Annotated in this window: 17 protein-coding genes; 9 read left to right on the top strand and 8 right to left on the bottom strand. The window is 72.3% G+C overall.

Annotated elements, in window-relative coordinates; genetic code table 11:
- Positions 1–89: 89 nt before the first annotated feature.
- Complete coding sequence (locus BFN33_RS12715; protein WP_069760054.1) at positions 90–1,370, bottom strand: ABC transporter substrate-binding protein; 1,281 nt, start codon at positions 1,368–1,370, stop codon at positions 90–92.
- Positions 1,371–1,753: 383 nt separating this feature from the next.
- On the opposite strand from BFN33_RS12715, the gene BFN33_RS12710 reads away from it, so the two are divergent.
- Entirely contained in the window at positions 1,754–2,506 is a 753-nt protein-coding gene (locus BFN33_RS12710; RefSeq protein ID WP_069760267.1) for a DeoR/GlpR family DNA-binding transcription regulator, read from the top strand.
- Positions 2,503–3,864 carry a 6-phospho-beta-glucosidase gene (locus BFN33_RS12705; RefSeq protein WP_069760053.1) on the top strand — a complete coding sequence of 454 codons (1,362 nt, stop codon included), beginning with the start codon at positions 2,503–2,505 and terminating at the stop codon, positions 3,862–3,864. The genes BFN33_RS12710 and BFN33_RS12705 overlap by 4 nt, the downstream gene beginning before the upstream one ends.
- A 109-nt stretch (positions 3,865–3,973) precedes the next feature.
- Here the strand turns inward: BFN33_RS12705 and BFN33_RS12700 are convergent, their stop codons facing one another.
- Positions 3,974–4,564 (bottom strand): DUF2889 domain-containing protein, encoded by a 591-nt coding sequence (locus BFN33_RS12700; protein ID WP_069760052.1) that lies wholly within the window; start codon positions 4,562–4,564, stop codon positions 3,974–3,976.
- On the bottom strand, positions 4,561–5,400 hold the full coding sequence (locus tag BFN33_RS12695) for an enoyl-CoA hydratase-related protein (protein ID WP_069760266.1): 840 nt from the start codon (positions 5,398–5,400) through the stop codon (positions 4,561–4,563). Before BFN33_RS12695 ends, BFN33_RS12700 begins: the two co-directional genes overlap by 4 nt.
- Before the next feature lie 177 nt (positions 5,401–5,577).
- Between BFN33_RS12695 and BFN33_RS12690 the strand changes: the two genes are divergently transcribed.
- The 6 genes from BFN33_RS12690 (at position 5,578) to BFN33_RS12665 (ending at position 12,544) form a co-directional block, all read left to right on the top strand.
- Entirely contained in the window at positions 5,578–6,381 is an 804-nt protein-coding gene (locus tag BFN33_RS12690) for a FadR/GntR family transcriptional regulator (protein WP_069760051.1), read from the top strand.
- Between the two features lie 125 nt (positions 6,382–6,506).
- Complete coding sequence (locus BFN33_RS12685) at positions 6,507–7,688, top strand: amidohydrolase family protein (protein ID WP_069760050.1); 1,182 nt, start codon at positions 6,507–6,509, stop codon at positions 7,686–7,688.
- Between the two features lie 162 nt (positions 7,689–7,850).
- Positions 7,851–8,993, top strand: coding sequence for a polyprenyl synthetase family protein (locus tag BFN33_RS12680; RefSeq protein WP_069760265.1), 1,143 nt, complete (start codon positions 7,851–7,853; stop codon positions 8,991–8,993).
- A complete protein-coding gene (gene crtI / locus BFN33_RS12675) occupies positions 8,990–10,561 on the top strand; it encodes a phytoene desaturase family protein (RefSeq protein WP_069760049.1) in 1,572 nt (523 codons plus the stop codon). The genes BFN33_RS12680 and crtI overlap by 4 nt, the downstream gene beginning before the upstream one ends.
- Positions 10,548–11,543, top strand: a complete 996-nt coding sequence (locus tag BFN33_RS12670) for a phytoene/squalene synthase family protein (protein ID WP_069760048.1) — start codon at positions 10,548–10,550, stop codon at positions 11,541–11,543. The genes crtI and BFN33_RS12670 overlap by 14 nt, the downstream gene beginning before the upstream one ends.
- Positions 11,540–12,544 carry a DUF5914 domain-containing protein gene (locus BFN33_RS12665; RefSeq protein WP_069760047.1) on the top strand — a complete coding sequence of 335 codons (1,005 nt, stop codon included), beginning with the start codon at positions 11,540–11,542 and terminating at the stop codon, positions 12,542–12,544. The genes BFN33_RS12670 and BFN33_RS12665 overlap by 4 nt, the downstream gene beginning before the upstream one ends.
- Positions 12,545–13,023: 479 nt before the next feature.
- Here the strand turns inward: BFN33_RS12665 and BFN33_RS12660 are convergent, their stop codons facing one another.
- From BFN33_RS12660 to BFN33_RS12645, 5 genes are all read right to left on the bottom strand, one after another.
- Positions 13,024–14,520 (bottom strand): FAD-dependent oxidoreductase, encoded by a 1,497-nt coding sequence (locus tag BFN33_RS12660; protein ID WP_256122748.1) that lies wholly within the window; start codon positions 14,518–14,520, stop codon positions 13,024–13,026.
- A 53-nt stretch (positions 14,521–14,573) separates the two neighbouring features.
- Positions 14,574–15,302: a class I SAM-dependent methyltransferase gene (locus BFN33_RS12655; protein ID WP_069760045.1), complete on the bottom strand. Its 729-nt coding sequence runs from the start codon at positions 15,300–15,302 to the stop codon at positions 14,574–14,576.
- Between the two features lie 17 nt (positions 15,303–15,319).
- On the bottom strand, positions 15,320–16,522 hold the full coding sequence (locus tag BFN33_RS12650) for a lycopene cyclase family protein (protein WP_069760044.1): 1,203 nt from the start codon (positions 16,520–16,522) through the stop codon (positions 15,320–15,322).
- A complete protein-coding gene (locus BFN33_RS54250; RefSeq protein ID WP_256122736.1) occupies positions 16,519–16,644 on the bottom strand; it encodes a hypothetical protein in 126 nt (41 codons plus the stop codon). The genes BFN33_RS12650 and BFN33_RS54250 overlap by 4 nt, the downstream gene beginning before the upstream one ends.
- A gap of 160 nt (positions 16,645–16,804) precedes the next feature.
- Entirely contained in the window at positions 16,805–17,800 is a 996-nt protein-coding gene (locus BFN33_RS12645; protein WP_176742371.1) for a MerR family transcriptional regulator, read from the bottom strand.
- 164 nt (positions 17,801–17,964) lie between these two features.
- On the opposite strand from BFN33_RS12645, the gene BFN33_RS12640 reads away from it, so the two are divergent.
- A complete protein-coding gene (locus tag BFN33_RS12640; protein WP_069760042.1) occupies positions 17,965–18,573 on the top strand; it encodes an RNA polymerase sigma factor in 609 nt (202 codons plus the stop codon).
- Positions 18,574–18,631 lie beyond the last annotated feature (58 nt).

Genomic DNA, 18,631 nt, shown 5'->3' with positions numbered 1-18,631 from the left:
GGGTGCGCCGCGGGCGGAACCGGGTCGGGCCCGGCCCGCCGCGGTGTTTGGGCACCGCGGCGGGTCCGGTGACCGGAGGTGAGGACACGTCAGCTCACCCCCTGCCGCTGGCCGATCTGCTTGGCCTGGCTGACCGCGTCCTTCCAGGCGTCGTCGGGCTTCTTGCCCTTGGCTTCGATGTTGGTCAGCTCGGTCAGGTAGGGAGCCATGACGGCGGCGTCGGCGGGCGCCTCATAGCTGGCCGGGATGGCCTCGGCGGCCGGGCCGAAGACCTCGATGATCTTCTGCCCGCCGAAGAAGGCGTCCGGACCCGTCATGGCCGGCATCGCGTAAGCGGCAGGACAGGCCGGGAAGATGGCGGCGTCGGTGAAGCCCCGGGCGTCGTTGGCCGGGTTCAGGATCCAGCTGATGATCTTGAACGCTTCTTCGGGGTTGCGGCACTGCTTGGGCAGGGCCAGGTAGGAGCCGCCCTGGTTGGCCGGTCCTCCGGGGTTCGGGCTGACATGCCACTTGCCCTTGGTGTTGGGAGCCGCCTGCTCGATGTCCAACGCGTGCCAGGCCGCGCCGAGTTCGGTGGTGAGGGTGCCCTTGCTGAGGGCCGCGTTGTGGGTGTTGTCGTTGATCTTTCCGTCGAGGCCGAGCTGGTAGGGGCGGACGGAGAGATCCCAGGCGGCGCGTATGTGGTCCTGGTCGCCGATGAAGTGGTTGTTCTCGTCGATGAACCGCTTGGTGCCCTGACCGACCGCGATGTTGAACACCGAGCCGAGGTTGTTGATCAGGTAGGTGCCGGGCAACGCCTTCTTCAGCTCGGCGCCGAGCGCGTAGTAGTCGTCCCAGGTCTTGGTCGCGGCGGCGACCTTCGCGGGGTCGGAGGGCAGCCCGGCCTTGTCGAACAGGTCCGCGCGGTAGTAGAGCGCGGTGGGACCGATGTCGATCGGGAAACCGATCTGCTTGCCGTCGGTGGTCTGGGCGAGCTTGGTCTTCCAGTCCAGATACTGCGAGGAGAGCTTCTTGAAGCCCAGGTCGTTCAGGTCAAGGAAGCGACTGCCGTTGGGCAGGAAGGAGGCGATGTCCTCCCCCTTGATGCCGGTGATGTCGGGCACGGCCGCGCCCGCCGCGAGGGTGGTGGTGAGCTTCTGCTTGAAGTCGCCGCCGATGGAGTTGGTGGTCAGCTTGACCTGGCTGCCGAAGTGCGTCCTGGACTCGGCGACCACCTTTTCACTGAGCGCGCCTCCCCAGTACCAGAGGGTCAGGTTCTTGCTGTCCTTGCTGCCGCTCGATCCTGAACTGCCGCCGCACGCTGCGGTGGCGCCGGCCGCGGCGGCCGTCAGGGCGGCGGCCTGAAGGAATCGTCTGCGGGAAAGATCCACGATCTTCTCCTAGTTCGGGGCGGGTTCTGCGCATCGGCCATATCCGGTATGTCCGACAGGACCTGTGAGTCGTGAGCCGTGGCGGGGGTGTGACTGGAGGGGGTGTGACGGGAAGGCCGGGTGGCTGAAGAGCATCGGCGTGGTTGGGAACCCTTCAGCCACCCGGGGTGTGTGAGCTGGTCCTCTCAGACGGTGCCGACGCGTCCACGACGGCGGGATACGCCGTTCATCCGCTTCGGCCGACCGGAGTGGGGTCCGGACCTCGCTTGAATTACGCAAGAGAGTGCACCCGATGCGCGACTTTGACAAGGGTCAAGCGGGTATCGAGACATTCATGCGTGACTTTGCTTGAGTTTGAAGACTTCGCGAGTATGGTCAGCGGCATGCTCGCTGACCGGAGACATCAGCTGATCCTTCGCGCCCTGCGCGCGGACGGGCCCATCTCGGTGGTCGCCCTGGCCGAGAAGGTCGGGGCGAGTCAAGCCACGATCCGTCGCGACCTCGTCCAACTGGAGGACGAGGGACTGCTCAAGCGGGTCTACGGCGGTGCCGCCCCCGTGGTGGGCGAGGACGACCCCTTCGCCGACGTGGCCGGCGTCCGTGTCGAGGCGAAGGACGCGCTCGCCGTCTGGTGCGCGAACCTCGTCAGGGACGGCGAGACCGTGCTGCTCGACATCGGCACCACGGCCCACCGGGTGGCCCGCCATCTGCACGGCCGGTCGCTGACCGTGATCACCAGCAACCTCGCCGTCTACGAGGAGCTCCAGGACGACAAGGACGTCCAGCTGATCCTGCTGGGCGGCGTGGTCCGCCGCGACTACCGCTCGCTGGTCGGCTTCCTCACCGAGGACAACCTGCGGCAGGTCCACGCCGACCGGTTGTTCCTCGGCACCAGCGGGGTCCGCCCCGACGGCCAGGTGCTGGACACCACCGCCGTCGAGGTGCCCGTCAAACGGGCGATGATCGCCGCCAGCGCCCAGGTGGTCCTGCTGGCGGACGCGGGCAAGTTCCCCGGAACCGGAATGGCCCGGGTGTGCGGTCCCGAGGAACTCGACGTCGTGGTGACCAACGCCCCGGTGGACGAGAAGACCGGTGGCCGTCTGCGTGAGGCGGGAGTCGAGGTGGTCGAGGTATGAGACTGACGATCCTGGGTGGCGGCGGCTTCCGCGTCCCGCTGGTCTACCGGGCCCTGCTCGGCGACCGCGGCGAAGGACGCGTCACCGACGTGACCCTGTACGACCTGGACGCCTCCCGGCTGACGACCATCGGCAAGGTCCTCACCGACCAGGCGGCCGGACACCCCGATCCGCCCCGGGTCACCCTCACCACCGACCTGGACGAGGCCGTCACCGGGGCCGACTTCGTGTTCTCGGCGATCCGGGTCGGCGGGCTCGCGGGCCGCGCGGCGGACGAGCGGATCGCCCTGGAGGAAGGCGTGCTGGGCCAGGAGACCGTCGGCGCCGGCGGCATCTCCTACGGGCTGCGCACCATCCCGGTCGCGCTCGAGATCGCCCGCCGTATCGCCGCCCTGGCCCCCGATGCCTGGGTCATCAACTTCACCAACCCGGCCGGCATGGTCACCGAGGCGATGACCGCCCTCCTCGGCGACCGCGTGATCGGGATCTGCGACTCCCCGGTGGGTCTGGGCCGCCGCGTGGCGGGGGCGCTCGGCGTCGATCCGACGCGCACCAGCCTGGACTACGTGGGTCTGAACCACCTGGGCTGGCTGTGCGGTCTGTACGCCGACGGCCGTGACCTGCTGCCGTCGCTGTTCGCGGACGAGGTCGCCCTGACCTCCTTCGAGGAGGGCAAGCTCTTCGGCGCCGACCTGCTGCGCACGCTCGGTGCGCTGCCCAACGAGTACCTGCACTACTACTACTTCCACCGTGAGTCGGTCGGCACCGCGCGGGCCGCCGAGCACACCCGGGGCGCCTTCCTCCACACCCAGCAGCAGCGCTTCTACGACTCCCTGGACACCGCGGGCGGCGGCCCGACCGCACCCCGGGCCGCCTGGAACGCCTGGGACGCCACCCGGCTGGAGCGCGAGACCACGTACATGGCGGAGAACCGTGACGCCGTCGGCATGGGCGAACGGGACTCCTGCGACCTGGAGTCGGGCGGGTACGAGCAGGTGGCCCTCGCTCTGATGCGGGCGATCGCCCGGGACGAGCGCACGACGCTCATCCTCAACGTCCGGGGCCGCGGCCGGATCCCCGCCCTGGACGACGACGCCGTCATCGAGGTCCCCTGCCATGTGGACGCCAACGGCGCACGCCCCATCGCCGGCGCCCCGTTGCCCGACCATGGCCAGGGCCTGGTGTGTGCCGTCAAGGCGGTCGAACGGGCGGTGATCCACGCCGCGACCACCGCGGAGCGGACCCACGCGGTCAAGGCGCTGACCATCCACCCGCTGATCGACTCGTACACCGTCGCCAAGCGCCTGCTGGACGCGTACCAACGGCACTTCCCCGAACTCGGGTACCTGGGCGGCTAGTCGGCTGACCCCGGGGTCGCTGATGGACGCTGCCCTGCGCTATGTCGCCATGTGGGTACGCCAGACACGACGGGCAGGTCGCGAGACAGCCGCGGATCGTCCTCCGCATTCAGGCGCCGGACGTCCCCGGTCCACGGCCCTCGAAGGTCTTGAGCGGCGGCACCGGACGCGGGCCCGTCCCCGGGACCCAGCCCGTGTCCAGTTTGCGCAGGCCCACGCCGTCCGGCGCCCAGATGTGGCAGCTGTTCAGCACACCGGCCGTGGAGCGCGGGTCGTGGGACTGCTCGCCGGCGTACCGCAGGCCCGCGTTCGCCGAGATGGCCGCCTGCACCACCGCGGGGCCCAGGACGCGGGCCAGCTCGTGCAGGTGCGAGCAGCCCAGCACCCCGCGGAACCGGTCCTGGATGGCCCGGTTGTATCCGGCGGCGACGCTGAGCCCGACCAGCCCGTCGAACACCGGGGTGATCAACGGGCACTCGGCGTGCGGGAAGGTCCGCATGTCCGCGTCGGCGTGCACGATGACCATGTCGGCGAGGCGTACCCGGACCGCGAGCACCATCCGGTGGACGACGTCGGCCGACGGTTCCGCCCAGGGGCGCACATCGCTCAGTTCCGCCTCGACCGAGATCTCGTCGCGGCCCTCCGCGTACGCGGTGACGGTGATCGTGCGGCGGTGCAGCGGGAGTTCGGAGCGCGTCATGACGACGCCTCCTGCGGAAGCGCCGGGGCCACGGCCGGAGTCTCCCCCAGCCCCGCGAACTCCGGCGGCCGGCGTTCGATGAAGCTGCGCACGCCCTCGCGGTAGTCCGGGGCGCGTTTCGCCGTGGCCAGCAGGGCGGCGGCGTGGTCGCGGCTCTCGGTGAAGGTCCTCGCCTGGTCGTCGGCGAGCTGCCGCTTGATGAGGGACATCGCGTAGGGGCTGGCCGAGCGGGCCAGTTCGGTCGCGTACGCGAGCGCCGCCGGGAGCAGCTCCGCCGGCTCGACCAGTCGGTTGACCAGCCCCATGGTCAGGGCCTCCGTCCCGGTGATCCGGCGCGAGGACAGCAGCAGGTCGGCGGCGTTCCCGTAGCCGATCAGTCTGGGCAGGATCCAGGACACGCCGTCCTCGGCCACCAGCCCGCGCGCACTGAAGGCGGCGGCGAACTTGGCGTGCGGTACGGCGAACCGGACGTCGCACATCAGCGCCTGGTTGAAGCCGATGCCGGCGCAGGCGCCGTTGACGGCCGCCACCACGGGCTTGGGGAAGGACATGGGCCGGGAGCGCGGGGGCAGCTGGTCGGTCGGCCATGGGCGGGCGCCCGACGAGGCGGCGTCCAGGACGCTCATGTCCATGCCCGGGCAGAAGCTGCGCCCGGCGCCGGTGAGCACCACGGCCCGCACCCGTGGATCGTGCTCCGCCCGGTCGAACAGGTCGTTGTAGAGCAGCTCCATCTCCAGCGTCCAGGCGTTGTGCCGCTCGGGCCGGTTCAGGGTCAGCAGCATGACCCCGTCGTCGGTGAGATCGGTGAGGATCTCCGGGGCCGGGTTCTCGGTCATCGAGGTCACTCCCGCGTATCCGTCGGCTGAACCGGCTTTATAGATAGATGAATCATCTATATACCAAACGACCGCCAGGGCACCAGATCAGGTCGTGCAAGGAGAAGATCACCGATGGCTTGACCTGGTACCCTCGATGCACTAAGACGATTCATTTAGCTATACGAGGAGCCCACCGTGGCCGAGGCAGCCCGCACCGCAGAAACGGCGACCGTGCCCGTCCCCGCCCGCAGTCGCGTCGGACGTCAGGTGCGGGTGCCGAAGACCGCCGAGCTGGTCGCCGCACACCTGCGTCGCCAGATCGTACGGGGCGAGCTGAAGCCCGGCGACGCGCTGCCCCCGGAGTCGGGCCTGATGGAGCAGTTCGGCATCTCGCGGCCCACACTGCGCGAGGCGTTCCGGGTGCTGGAGTCGGAGTCCCTGATCACGGTACGCCGCGGCGCCCACGGCGGCGCCCGAGTGAGCGCTCCGGACGCGGATGTCGCCGCCCGCTTCGCCGGCCTGATCCTCGAGTACCGGGGCGCCACCCTGGGCGACATCTATCGTGCCGCGGCCCTCATCGAGCCGCCCTGCGCCGGCCAGCTCGCCACCAAGCACACGGCCGACGACATCAAGCAGCTGCGCGACGCGGTGGCCGCCGAGAAGGCCGTCCTCGACGACCCGCTCGCCCTGGTCGACGCGCAGGACGCGTTCCACGCCCTGCTGATCGAGCTCACCGGCAACCAGACCCTGATCCTGCTGTGCGGCATGCTGCGCAACATCATCGACCGGGCCAACGCCTCGTACACGGCGGGCGCGGCCGATGCCGAGGCGCAGAAGGCGCAGGCACTCAAGGGACACCGGGCGCATGTGCGGATGGTCGGCCTGATCGAGTCCGGCAAGGCGGACGAGGCCGAGAAGCTGTGGCAGCGCCACATCTCCAGCGCGGACGACGTGGTGAACTCCGCGGGACCCAAGACGGTGCTCGAACTTCTCGACTGACCGGCCCCACATGGCCGCAGACCACCTCGCGGCGGACCCGCCCCGACTCCCCCCTTGCGCTCTTTAATCAGTTAGATAATTATAGAAGGCGTACTGAATAGTTCCTGGGGCCCGGAGGCGACGCCATGGCCGAACAGCGCAAGCCCATCTTCGACTGCGACCAGCACATGTATGAGGAGCGGGACTCTTTCACCCGCTACCTTCCGAAGGAGTTCCTCGGTGCGGCCGTCGCCCCGGTGACCCTGCCGGACGGGCGGGAGGTGATCCTCGCCGGGGACCGCATCGTCGTATGCCTTGAACCGGAGTTCGGGCAGGTCTACCGTCCCGGTTCGCTCAAGGAGATGCTCAAGGCGATGGCCTCGGGCAACCCCGAGGAGACGTACCAGTTCGAGCCGATGCACGAGTCGTACCAGAACCGCGAGGCCCGGCTGCGCGTCATGGACGAGCAGGGGCTGGACCAGACGATCATCTACCCGGGTGGCTGGGCGCTGGTCGCCGAGGAGTACGTGAAGGGCGTGGAGCCGCTCTACGCCAACTACCACTCCTTCAACCGGTACATGAACGAGGTCTGGGGCTTCAACCACCAGGGCCGCATCTACGCCCCCGCGCTGCTGTCACTGCGCGACCTGCCCAGCGCGGTCAAGGAGCTGGAGTACGTCCTGGAGCAGGGCGCCCGCTTCATCCTGCTGCCCACCGGCCCGGTCTACGGCCGCTCGCCGGGCGACCCGTACTTCGACCCGTTCTGGAAGCTGGTCAACGACGCCAAGGCCAGCGTCTGCTACCACATCAGCGAGTTCTACTACAACTCGCAGGTGGCGCCCTCCTGGGGCTACGACCCCAACCCGATCCACTTCCGGATGTCGGCCTGGCAGTGGCAGAACACCTACGGCCAGCGTCCCGTCGAGGAGACGCTGTCAGCGCTGATCTTCGACAACCTCTTCGGCCGGTTCCCCGACATCAACGTCCTGGTGTCGGAGTTCGGCTCCGAGTGGGTGCCGCACTTCGTGCGCCACATGGACAAGAGCCGGGGCATGGGCCGCAACGGCCCGTGGGTCGGCGGTCAGCTGGACGAGCGTCCCAGCCAGGTCTTCCGCAAGCACGTCCGCGTGGTGCCCTATCCCGAGGACGACATCGTGAACGTCGTCAAGCGCCTCGGCTACCACGAGTCCATCGTCATGGGCTCCGACTTCCCGCACGCCGAGGGTCTGGCCAACCCGGCCGACTTCCGCAAGCTCATCGCCGAGCTCGGTGAGTCGGCCCAGGACGACATCATGTACAACAACGCTCAGCAGCTGATCACCCGCTGAGCGTCACGGGGGAAAGACGTGGAGCCCGGTACCGGATTTCGGTACCGGGCTCAGTGCTGTCCGGCCCGTTCCGCACACGCAGCGGTGAATCGGCGCATCCGTACAGGGGCACTCGGCGGAAGCATGGGTGTGCGGGTGACCGAGAGTGAGAAGGGGTTGCGCATGCGGGGACTGCGGCCCACGGCGGCCGAAGCGGCGGGGTCGGCCGACCGGCCGTTGACGGCCCATGAAGCCGTCCGTGCCGTCGAGGCGGAGCTCGGGCGTGTTCTTGACGAACGTATGTGCCGGGCTCGGGAGACCGATCCGGTGTTCGCCCGCGATGTCGCCGACCGTGTCTCCACGTTCGTCCGGCGCGGCGGGAAGCGGCTGCGCACGGCGTTCGCGTGGTGCGGATGGCGGGCCGTCGGCGGATCGGGCGACGTCACAGCGGTCCTGCGGACGGGCGCGGCCCTCGAACTCCTCCAGGCGTGCGCCCTCATCCACGACGACGTGATGGACGGATCACCCCTGCGCCGTGGCGTCCCGGCGGTGCACGTGGATCTCGCCCGTATGCACCGGACCGCGCGGATGACGGGCCGGCCCGAAGAGTTCGCGCTGTCCGCCGCGGTCCTCGCCGGCGACCTGGCCCTGGCCTGGGCGGACGACCTGCTGACCGAGACGGCCCTCGGCTCACCACACGGCCCCGGGCTCTTCCGCGAGTGGCAGGCCATGCGCGGTGAGATGGTCGCCGGGCAGTACCGGGACATCCACGCCCAGGCCACCGGAACGTCCGGGCTCGACGAGGCGGTGAGCATCGCCACGCTCAAGAGCGCCCTGTACACGGTCGAGCGGCCCCTGGCTCTCGGCGCGGCACTGACCGGAGCCGACGCGTCCGCCCTGGACGCGTTGCGCTCCGCCGGACGGTGTGCCGGTCTTGCCTTCCAGCTCCGCGACGACCTCCTCGGTGCCTTCGGAGACCCCTCCGTGACGGGCAAACCGGCCGACGACGATCTGCGCACGCGCAAGCTCACCTACCTGCTCGCCGTCGGTGTCAGGCTCGCCGACTCCTCCGATGACGAGGAATCCGCCGACGCGCTCGCCCCGGGCACCCCCCTCCCGTCGGACGAGGCCGTGGCGCGGATGCGGGCGGCGCTGGAGCGGACCGGGGCGCGGGCCGTCGTGGAGTCGAAGATCACGCAGCTGGGAGCGACGAGTCTGCGGCACTTCGACCGGACCGGCGCGGAACCCTTCGTACGGCGGGAGTTCGCCACGCTCGTCGAACAGGCGGCGGGCGTCGCGCTGGTGCGCGCCGGGGAGGCCGCGTGAGGACCGTACCGGGGCCGACGGACCATGTCGTCGTGGTGGGCGCGGGGCTGTCCGGGCTCGCCTGTGCCCTGCACCTGCTGGGTGCGGGCCGCCGGGTGACGGTCGTCGAACGGGACGCCGGTCCGGGCGGCCGGGCCGGCCGCGTACGCCTCGGCGACTACGAGGTGGACACCGGACCCACGGTCCTGACCATGCCGCACCTGGCCGACGAGGCCTTCGCGGCCGTCGGCGACAGCCTCTACCGCCACGTCGAGCTGACGGCCCTGCACCCCGCCTACCGGGCGTGCTTCGCGGACGGGACCTCCCTCGACGTGCACACCGACGGCGAGGCGATGGAGGCCGAGGTCAGACGGTTCGCCGGACCGGCCGAAGCGGCCGGATACCGCGGACTGCGGGACTGGCTGGAGCGGCTGTACCGGGCGCAGATGCGGCGCTTCATCGACACGAACTTCGACTCGTCCTTCCAACTGCTCCACTCGGACCTGGCCCGCCTCGCGGCGCTGGGCGGCTTCGGGCGGCTGGACCGGCGCATCGCCCGCTTCCTGGCCGACCCCCGCCTGCGCCGGGTCTTCTCCTTCCAGGCCCTGTACGCCGGCGTCGCCCCGGCCAGGGCCCTGGCGGCCTACGCGGTGATCGCCTACATGGACACCGTGGCCGGCGTCTGGTTCCCCCGGGGCGGTATGCACGCGCTGCCCCGCGGGATGGCGGATGCGGCGGCCGACGCGGGTGCCGCGTTCCGCTGGTCGGCCGAGGTGACCTCGCTGGAGCGCTCGGCCGGACGGGTCCGTGCCGTACGGCTGGCCTCCGGCGAGCGGATCGCCTGCGACGCGGTGGTGCTCTCCTGCGAGCTGTCCACCGCGCACCGGCTGCTGGGGCGCGCGCCTCGACGGCCGGTGGGGCTGCGGCACTCACCGTCCGCCGTGGTCCTGCACGCGGGGACCGACCGCACGTGGCCCGGCCTCGCCCACCACACCCTGTCCTTCGGCGGGGCCTGGGAGGGCACGTTCGACGAGCTGACCCGCTCGGGGCGGCTGATGAGCGACCCGTCCCTGCTGATCACCCGGCCGACGACCCACGATCCGGCCCTGGCGCCGCCGGGCGGACACCTCCACTACGTGCTGGCGCCCTGCCCCAACACCGACATCGGCCCCGCCGCCGAGGCGTGGCGTGACCTGGGGCCGCGCTACCGGGACAGCCTGGTCGCCGAGTTGGAACGCCGGGGCCTGGACGGATTCGCGGACAGCGTCCAGGAGGAGCTGCTGGTCACCCCGCTGGACTGGACCGCGCAAGGTCACGCGGCGGGCAGCCCCTTCTCCGTCTCCCACACCTTCGCCCAGACCGGCCCGTTCCGCCCGCGCAACCTGGTGCGCGACGTCGACAACGTCGTGCTGGCCGGCTGCGGCACCACCCCCGGTGTCGGCGTTCCGACCGTGCTCATCAGCGGCAAACTCGCGGCGGCGCGTGTCACCGGGGGCGTCCCGCGCCGATCCGACCGCACCGGCCCGGCGCCACGCGCCGCACGTGTTCCCGCCCCCTCGACCGTGGAAGACGCCCATGACCCGTCGTGAACTGGACGCCGCCGGGATCACCGACCCCGCCCTGCGCGCCGCCTACACGTACTGCCGGCGGCTCAACGCCCGCCACGGCAGGACCTACTTCCTGGCCACCCGGCTGCTCCCGGTGGAGCGCCGCTCCGCGGTGCACGCGCTGTACGGCTTCGCACGCTGGGCGGACGACATCGTGGACGACCTCGACGGGCGCCGGACGCCTGAGGAGCGCGACCGGCGCCTGCGCCGCCTGGAGAGCGATCTCGCGCACGGGCTGCGTACCCGCGGCGGAGACGAGCCGGTGGTCCGGGCCGTGGCCGACACCGCCGACCGGTACGGCATCGAGACCGCGCTGTTCGCGGACTTCCTGGCCTCGATGCGCAGCGACCTGCACGTCACGGACTATCCGACCTACGCCGAGCTGCGGGCCTACATGCATGGCTCGGCCGCGGTGATCGGACTGCAGATGCTGCCCGTGCTCGGCACGGTCGTGCCGCGCGCGCAGGCGGCGCCGCACGCGGCCGACCTCGGGGTGGCGTTCCAGCTCACCAACTTCCTGCGGGACGTGGGCGAGGACCTGGACCGCGGCCGCGTCTACCTGCCGGCGGACCTGCTCGCCGCCCACGGCGTGGACCGGCCACGGCTGGAGTGGAGCCGCCGCACCGGACACGGCGACCCGCGGATCCGCGCGGCGCTGATCGCCGCCGAGGCCATGACGAGAGAGGTCTACCGGGCGGCGGAACCCGGCATCGCCCTGCTCGACCCGCGGACCCGCCCCTGCATCCGCACCGCGTTCACCCTGTACGCCGGCATTCTCGACGCGATCGCGGACCAGGACTACACGGTGCTGCACCGCCGTGCGGTGGTGTCCCGCGGTCGCCGCGCGGCCACGGCCGCCGCCGGTGTCGTACGCATCGCGGGCGGTCGGTGGCGTGCCCGCACCGCCCATGGGGTGCCCCGGGCGAGTAGCGAGGTAATCCCGACGAAAGGACCGGCGCGATGAGTGACCGACCGGAACGGGCAGGCTGGACACCGCCGTTGCGGCGACGCCGGCGGTCGGACTGGGCGACGCAGACGCCCACCTGGCGGGAGGCACGCCCGGCGCTGATCGCCGACGCGCTCAAACGGGCATCGGCCCGCCGGTCCGGAAACTGGTTCGTCGTCGGCGCCTCCCGGGACGTGCGCGCCGGTGGCCGCCCGTACGGCAGGACGGTGGGCGGTGTCGAGGTGGTGCTGTGGCGGTCGGACACCGGCGCGGTGCACGCCGGCCCGGGCGCCTGCCCGCACCTCGGTGCGCCCCTGCGCGACAGCCGGGTGGTGTGCGGCACGCTGGTGTGCCACTGGCACGGACTCACCCTGGACGGTGGGTCGTTCGCCGGCTGGGATCCCTATCCGGTCCATGACGACGGGGTCCTGGTGTGGGTCCGGCTGGACGCGGTCGGCGGCGAGGAGCCGTTGGAGCGTCCGATGGTGCCGGAACGGCCGGCGGCGGGCATCGGAGTGGACGCCGTGTTCACGACGGTCGGGCGGTGCGAACCGCAGGACGTGGTCGCCAACCGGCTCGACCCGTGGCACGGCTCGTGGTTCCACCCCTACTCGTTCGTCGACCTGACGGTGGCCCGGCCGCCGACGGCCGAGGACGACACCTTCGTCGTCGACGTCTCCTTCCGGGTGACCGGACGTCTGGTGGTGCCGGTCCGGGCGGAGTTCACGGCGCCCGGACCGCGTACGGTCGTCATGCGGATCACCGAGGGTGAGGGGTCCTCGTCCGTGGTGGAGACCCACGCCACGCCGCTGACCCGCGAGGCGGAACAGCGGCCGCGGACCGCGGTGGTCGAGGTGGTCGTCGCCGCCTCCGACCGACGCGGCTTCGCCCTCGCGCGGGCGGCCGCGCCCGTGCTGCGGCCCCTCATGCGGCGGACGGCCGGCCGACTGTGGCGCGACGACCTGGCGTACGCGGAGCGGCGATGGGCGCTGCGCAGCACGGGACGGTTCCCGGGGTAGCGCTGCGCGCGCGGTCAACCGGCGGCCGGAGGGGGCTCAGCGTCTCCCGGGCGTGCCCAGTGCGCGTAGCACAGGGGTACGGCCCGCCCGGGCACCGTCCACAGCACCTGGCCCCGGACGCCCCAGGCGGGACGGTTCCCGGGCTAGCGCTGCGCGCGCGGTCAACCGGCGGCCGGAGGGGGCTCAGCGTCTCCCGGGCGTGCCCAGTGCGCGCAGCACGGGGGTACGGCCCGCCCGGGGCACCGTCCACAGCACCTGGCCCCGGACGCCCCAGGCGGGACGGTTCCCGGGCTAGCGCTGCGCGCGCGGTCAACCGGCGGCCGGAGGGGGCTCAGCGTCTCCCGGGCGTGCCCAGTGCGCGTAGCACAGGGGTACGGCCCGCCCGGGGCACCGTCCACAGCACCTGGCCCCGGACGCCCCAGGCGGGACGGTTCCCGGGATAGCGCTGCGCGCGCGGTCAACCGGCGGCCGGAGGGGGCTCAGCGTCTCCCGGGCGTGCCCAATGCGCGTAGCACAGGGGTACGGCCCGCCCGGGGCACCGTCCACAGCACCTGGCCCCGGACGCCCCAGGCGGCGAGCAGGGACCCCGCTGCCAGGAAGCCCGTGGTGGCGGCGCGCTCCATCAGGGCCACCGGCAGGTCGCAGCGGATCGCGTCACCGGCCAGCGTCACCCCGGGGTGGGGCGTCACCACGGTGGGCCGCCGGGAGTGGGAGCCGACCGGGAAGAACGGGCAGTCGGAGCGCCACTCGTGCCGGGCGTCCACGACCCGTGCGTGCCGTGTCTCGGGGTAGACCCGGCGCAGACTCTCGACGAGGCGGTTCTGCATCGCCTCCGGTGCGGTGCCGGCGGGGACGGCGTAGGCGTGCAGTTCGACCACCGAGCCACCGGTCCGGGCGGCCCAGCGGGCGGCCTCGCCCTCGTAGCGGTTCAGGACGCTGATGTTGTCGAGGCCGTCGTAGCCGCTGGTGCCGAGGAATCCGGGGCGGTCGGCGCGGACCGGCCGGTCCAGCCAGAGCCGGGAGACGAGGAAGGCGGGGGCGGTGACGAGGGCGGCGACGTCGTCACGCCAGGCGGGGGTGCCCAGGCCGGGTGACGCCGCGACGACCGCGCGCAGCGCCCCGGGGTCGAGTGCGAGTACGGCAGCGTCGTACCGGTAGGCGGCGCCGTCGGTCCGCACCTCCACTCCCCCGCCGTCGCACGGGTGGGCCCCGTGCACGGGGGTGCCGGTGCGGACCTCCGTCCCGAGGCTGCGGAGATAGTCGCCGAGGGGCTCCCACAGGGCTTGGGGGAAGGGCTCGTTCGGCACGTCGAAGAGCAGGCCTTCGGAGGAGCCGAGGAAGTAGATGTGGAACATCAGCAGCAGTTCCGCGGCGGACAGTTCGCGCGGGTCGGCGAAGAAGCTGCGCGAGAACACCTCGAAGGCCAGGTGGTGCGCGGCCTCGGGGAAGCGGACGCGCTCCAGGAAGGCCGTCGCGCTCATGTGGTCGAAGCGTTCGTAGACCTCGGGCACACGGACGTCCAAGAGGGGCAGCGCGGCCTTGGCGTTCATCGCGGCGAGGTCGCGCCAGCCGAAGGTGGGGCTGAGGGCGACGAAGCCGAGCGCGCTGAACGGCGGTGTCCGCGGGACGCGGGCGAAGCTGTCGGTCAGCCCGCCGCTGTGCCGCAGCGGGTAGTCGGGCAGCGGCCGAAGCCGGCCGAGGCCGGGGTCGGTACGCCGCAGCAGGCCGCGCAGGTTGTAGTACTGGCGGAAGAAGGCGTGGAAGCCGCGGCTCATGGTCGCCTCGGAACCGTCGGCGAGGCGGGTGCGCCACCCCGCGAGCCGGCCGCCGAGCGACTCCTCACGTTCGTAGAGGGTCACGCGGGCGCCCCGTTCGGCCAGCAGGGTGGCCGCTGCGAGACCGGCGATCCCTCCGCCGACCACGGCGACGCCCGGCGCGTCCGCAGGGGCGAAACGGTCCCGGCCGGGCGCGGGCATCACGATCTCGGCCTTGCGGTCCCGGCCCCTCCGGGCCGCTCGCGGCGGGGCGCTCACCGGGCGTCCCCCGCCGCGGCGGAGCCGTTGCGGGCCAGGAAGGTGTGCACGATGCCGGTCTGCCATCCGGCGGCGGGTGCCGCGCGCACGCCCGTGAATCCGGCGCCGGTCAGACGCGCGGTGAAGTCGGGGACCGTGTCGAAGTCGAGGACGCTTCGCCACAGGTGACGGTAGAGGGCACGGTCACCGCTGAGGGTGCCCGCCGGGATGATCACTCCCCGGCACACGGCCGTCCACACGGCGCGGTGCGCGGGTGAGCCGCTGAGACTGTACTCGTGGACGGCGAGCCGTCCGCCCGGCCGGAGCAGCGACCGTACGGTGCCGAGGACGCCGTCCGGGTCGGTGACGTTGCGGAACAGGTAGGCGGCGAACACCGCGTCGTACGGTTCCGCATCGGCCGTCGCCGCCTCCTCGGCGGTCAGGTGCAGGAAGCGCACCTGGTCCGGCCAGGGTTTGGCCAGTGCGCGCCGCAGCATCCCGGCCGAGGCGTCGACGGCCGTGATCCGGGCGCGGGGTGCGGCCCGCAGCAGGGCCCGGGTGGAGGCGCCCGTGCCGCAGCCGAGGTCGAGGATGTGCAGGCCGGCCCCCGACCGGGGCAGCCGGAGCCGTCGGGCCGAGCGCAGGAGGTCGGTGCGGTAGCCGGGGTTGAGGGCCGTGAGGCGGTCGTAGGTGTGCGACGCGTGGTCGAAGGCGTGTGCCAGGTCCTGGTCGCGCAGCAGTGTCATCGGGGGCTCTCTCCGGTTCATGGGTCGGGCTGGGACCGCCGGGGCAGGAAGGGGAGTTCGACGGCGGTCCGGAGCATGGGCCCCACGGGGGTGTGCAGGCCGATGCTCCACTCCTCGCCGAGCGAGGTGTCACCGTCGAGGAAGCGCAGCAGACGTTCCGGCGGAACGCGTCGGAACAGGCCGGTGAAGAAGCCGGGCCCGTCGATCCGCCCGGTGTCCAGCGCTCGTAGCAGCACCGCGTCCATGGCCAGTGCCCGGCGCCCGTGCGGTGCGGGCACGATCGCGCGGCCGTCGCGCAGGGCGGCGGCGACGGCCCTGCTCTGCCGCTGCACGGCGGCGAAGGTGTAGCCGGTCGACGGGCGGGTCGCACCGCCCGCGGTACCGATCCGGAAGACGGCGGGCCCGGTCCGGCGGGCGAAGCGCGCGTCGGTCATGGGGATGACGCCCTGCTCCGCCGATTCGACGGTGAACGCCCCGAGGCCGAGGACGTCGCGACAGTAATGGGCCAGAGCGGCCTCGTACGCCGTCGTGGTCAGCGGGGCACGGGAGAACTCGGTGTACTCGACGAGCGCCCGGTCCGGCGCCAGCGGCAGCGTGTAGCCGAAGGCGAGCCCGTGGCGCGGCTGCGGCACCCGGAAATCCATCAGATCGGCGACCGCGGGGTCGAAGCGGTCCGTATCGGTGCGCACGTACCAGCCTCGGAAGTGCTGCAGCAGCAGCGTCCGGGCCGGGGGCAGGGAGCGCAGCGGGCGGGAGTCGAACACGTGGCGGGCGCGGAGTGTCAGCGTCCGGCCGTCGGACGTCGTGCAGCGGACCTCGGCGCCGTCGGCCGTGTCCTGCACGGTGTCCGCGGTGGCGCGCAGGACGCGCGAGCCGGGTGAACGGGCCAGCCGGGAGTGCACCAGCTGTTCGAACGCCGTGGACCGGAGCATGCGGTAGCGCAGCGGAGACGGGTCCACGGTGATCGTCCGGCCGTCGGTGCCGTGAACGCGGAGCCGGGACCAGGAGGCGCTGACCGCCTCGGCGAAGTCGCCGGTGCCGCGCTCCCAGTAGCACCAGGTCCGTTCGGGCGGCCGTCGCGGCCCGTCCGGCGCTTCCACCAGGGTGACGGTGGAGGAGCAGGCCGCCGCCAGGTGGTGCGCGAGGCTGAGTCCGGACGCGCCGCCGCCGACGATGATCACGTCGGAGGTCTCCGCGGGGGCCTCAGTACGTCGGCTCACCGGACACGCCGTTCGGCGGTGGCATCGCGTACCGCGCGGGCGCTGAACGCGGGGTCGTACGCGTCGGACTGGCCGCCGTCGGTGGCGGCGGCTCCCAGCACCGGTGCGCCGTTGGTGTCCACGTCTCACTCCTGATCGCAGAGGCCACGCCGGCGGCCTCCCTCTCCTCGCCCTGTCTTCCGTGCCCGGGCCGCCGGTGGATGCGCCGGACACAGACCAGCCGGAGTGGAGCCGGCGCTCTCCGCACGTCCGCCCGACCAGGTACCCGGCGGACGCACCAGGTCACCTCAGAGCGATGGACTCCACCGCTGTGAGTGCCTGTGCCAGCCCGGACGGATGCGGCGACCCCGGCACGGTCTGCCCGGCCCAGCCGGGCCCGAGCGTCAGGACGACCGGCTTCCTGCGGGCGCCCCGCACCCCCCATTCGAGCGCGGCCACGTGCTGGGCCAGCGGCCGGCTCGCGGTGGTACGCGACTGCGCCCACAGACCCACCGCGGCCGGACCGGTTCTGCGTACGGCGGCCACGAGTGACTCGACGGGCAGCGCGCCACCGAACATGCGTACCGGCAGGCCCCGTTCGGCCAGGGCGGCGGCCAGGACCTCCAACGGCAGCGTGTGGTTCTCGCCCGGTACACAGGCGAGAACTGTCGTGGCGCCGGGCCGGTCGGCGACCGCGGGCGGGGCATGGCGCCGCAGCACACCGGACACGTGCCAGGACAGGAAGTGCTCGACCTCGACGTATCTCTCGCCCGAGGTCTCCCACTTGCGGCCGACCGCCTGCAGAGTCGGCATGATCACCTCCGACCACGCCGCGACCAGGCCGTGTTCCTCGATCGCGGCGCCAAGCAACCCGTCGAGCGCGGCGGCGTCGAGACGCAGGGCCGCACGGGCGACTCCCTTGCACTCCTGACGTACGTCGCCCAGGCGCAGGCCGGTGCCGGCCCGGCTCCGGCCGCGGACGGGCAGTGGGGGCCGGACGTGAACCACCTGGGGGGCGGGCGCCTGGAGACCCTCCTCGCCCAGGGCCAGACGGGCGGCCTCGGCGGGCGGCAGTCCGGTCGCCGTCAGCGCGCACATCCGCTCCAGCCGCGCCACGTCGACGGCGGTCCAGCGGCGATGCCGGCCGCCCGTGTGCGCCGTCGGGCCCAGACCGTAGCGGCGGTCCCAGGACCGGACCGTGGTCGGTGCCACCCCCAGACGCCTCGCCACCTCACCGGTGGTCAGCCCGCCGCCACGCGACGCGCCCCGATGATCACCGTCATCTCTGTCCGGGCTCATATCCTCCATCGTACGACGCACAAACGACGCATGTTGTCTGCGTCGTTTCAGCTCACAACACTGGCACGCAGGCGCTCGGCCACTGTGCCGCCCGCCGACCGCAAGCGGTTCGGCAGGCGGCATTCCGGCCCCATCACGGGACGCACGGCAGGAGGGACAAGCCCATGACCACGAACACGCGATCCGCCGGTGTTCGCACCCAGGCCGCGGAGGAGACGCCGTGCGACGACGAACTGGCACGCGGTCTGTGCGCCGCGGACGAGACCGCGTTCGCGGCCGTCTACCGGCGCTGGGGCTCACTCGTCCACACCATGGCCACCCGCTCGCTCGGTGACGCCCATGAGGCCGAGGACGTGACCCAGCAGGTGTTCCTCGGCGCCTGGCGCGGACGGGACGGCTACCGTCCGGAGCGGGGACCGCTGGGCGCCTGGCTGGTCGGCATCGCGCGCCGGAAGATCATCGACGCGCTGTCGGCCCGGACGAGGCGTCTCACGCTGATCGACTCGATGGCCTCCGACGCCGACGCGTACCGTCACGAGGCGGGCGCCCCGGACGACGTCCTGGACCGGGTGCTCCTGGTCGACGCCCTGTCCCGGCTGCCGCGCCACCAGCGCGAGGTGCTGTGCATGGCGTTCTACGAGGACCTCACCCAGGCCCAGATCGCCGAGCACACCGGCATCCCCCTGGGCACCGTGAAGAGCCACGCCCGGCGCGGCCTGCATCGGCTGCGTGAGGGGATCGAACGAGGCCGCGCGGGCGGGAACGGCGCGTAGGCACGCACCGGAATCCGGCGCCGAGCGCATCCAGGGCGGCGCCCGCGCGCGAGACGGC

The organism is Streptomyces sp. LUP47B (assembly GCF_001746295.1).
Taxonomy (GTDB): Bacteria; Actinomycetota; Actinomycetes; order Streptomycetales; family Streptomycetaceae; genus Streptomyces.
The sequence above is the reverse complement of the archived record's forward strand: the minus strand, read 5'-3'. Positions and strand labels throughout refer to the sequence as shown.

Excerpts from the sequence above, each read along its gene's own strand:
- BFN33_RS12665 (WP_069760047.1), top strand. The coding sequence starts at position 11,540 with ATGAGTGACCGACCGGAACGGGCAGGCTGGACACCGCCGTTGCGGCGA.
- BFN33_RS12680 (WP_069760265.1), top strand. The coding sequence starts at position 7,851 with ATGCGGGGACTGCGGCCCACGGCGGCCGAAGCGGCGGGGTCGGCCGAC.
- BFN33_RS12710 (WP_069760267.1), top strand. The coding sequence starts at position 1,754 with ATGCTCGCTGACCGGAGACATCAGCTGATCCTTCGCGCCCTGCGCGCG.
- BFN33_RS12655 (WP_069760045.1), bottom strand. The coding sequence starts at position 15,302 with ATGACACTGCTGCGCGACCAGGACCTGGCACACGCCTTCGACCACGCG.
- BFN33_RS12670 (WP_069760048.1), top strand. The coding sequence starts at position 10,548 with ATGACCCGTCGTGAACTGGACGCCGCCGGGATCACCGACCCCGCCCTG.
- BFN33_RS12640 (WP_069760042.1), top strand. The coding sequence starts at position 17,965 with ATGACCACGAACACGCGATCCGCCGGTGTTCGCACCCAGGCCGCGGAG.
- BFN33_RS12685 (WP_069760050.1), top strand. The coding sequence starts at position 6,507 with ATGGCCGAACAGCGCAAGCCCATCTTCGACTGCGACCAGCACATGTAT.
- BFN33_RS12705 (WP_069760053.1), top strand. The coding sequence starts at position 2,503 with ATGAGACTGACGATCCTGGGTGGCGGCGGCTTCCGCGTCCCGCTGGTC.
- BFN33_RS12695 (WP_069760266.1), bottom strand. The coding sequence starts at position 5,400 with ATGACCGAGAACCCGGCCCCGGAGATCCTCACCGATCTCACCGACGAC.
- BFN33_RS12660 (WP_256122748.1), bottom strand. The coding sequence starts at position 14,520 with ATGCCCGCGCCCGGCCGGGACCGTTTCGCCCCTGCGGACGCGCCGGGC.
- BFN33_RS12645 (WP_176742371.1), bottom strand. The coding sequence starts at position 17,800 with ATGAGCCCGGACAGAGATGACGGTGATCATCGGGGCGCGTCGCGTGGC.
- BFN33_RS12700 (WP_069760052.1), bottom strand. The coding sequence starts at position 4,564 with ATGACGCGCTCCGAACTCCCGCTGCACCGCCGCACGATCACCGTCACC.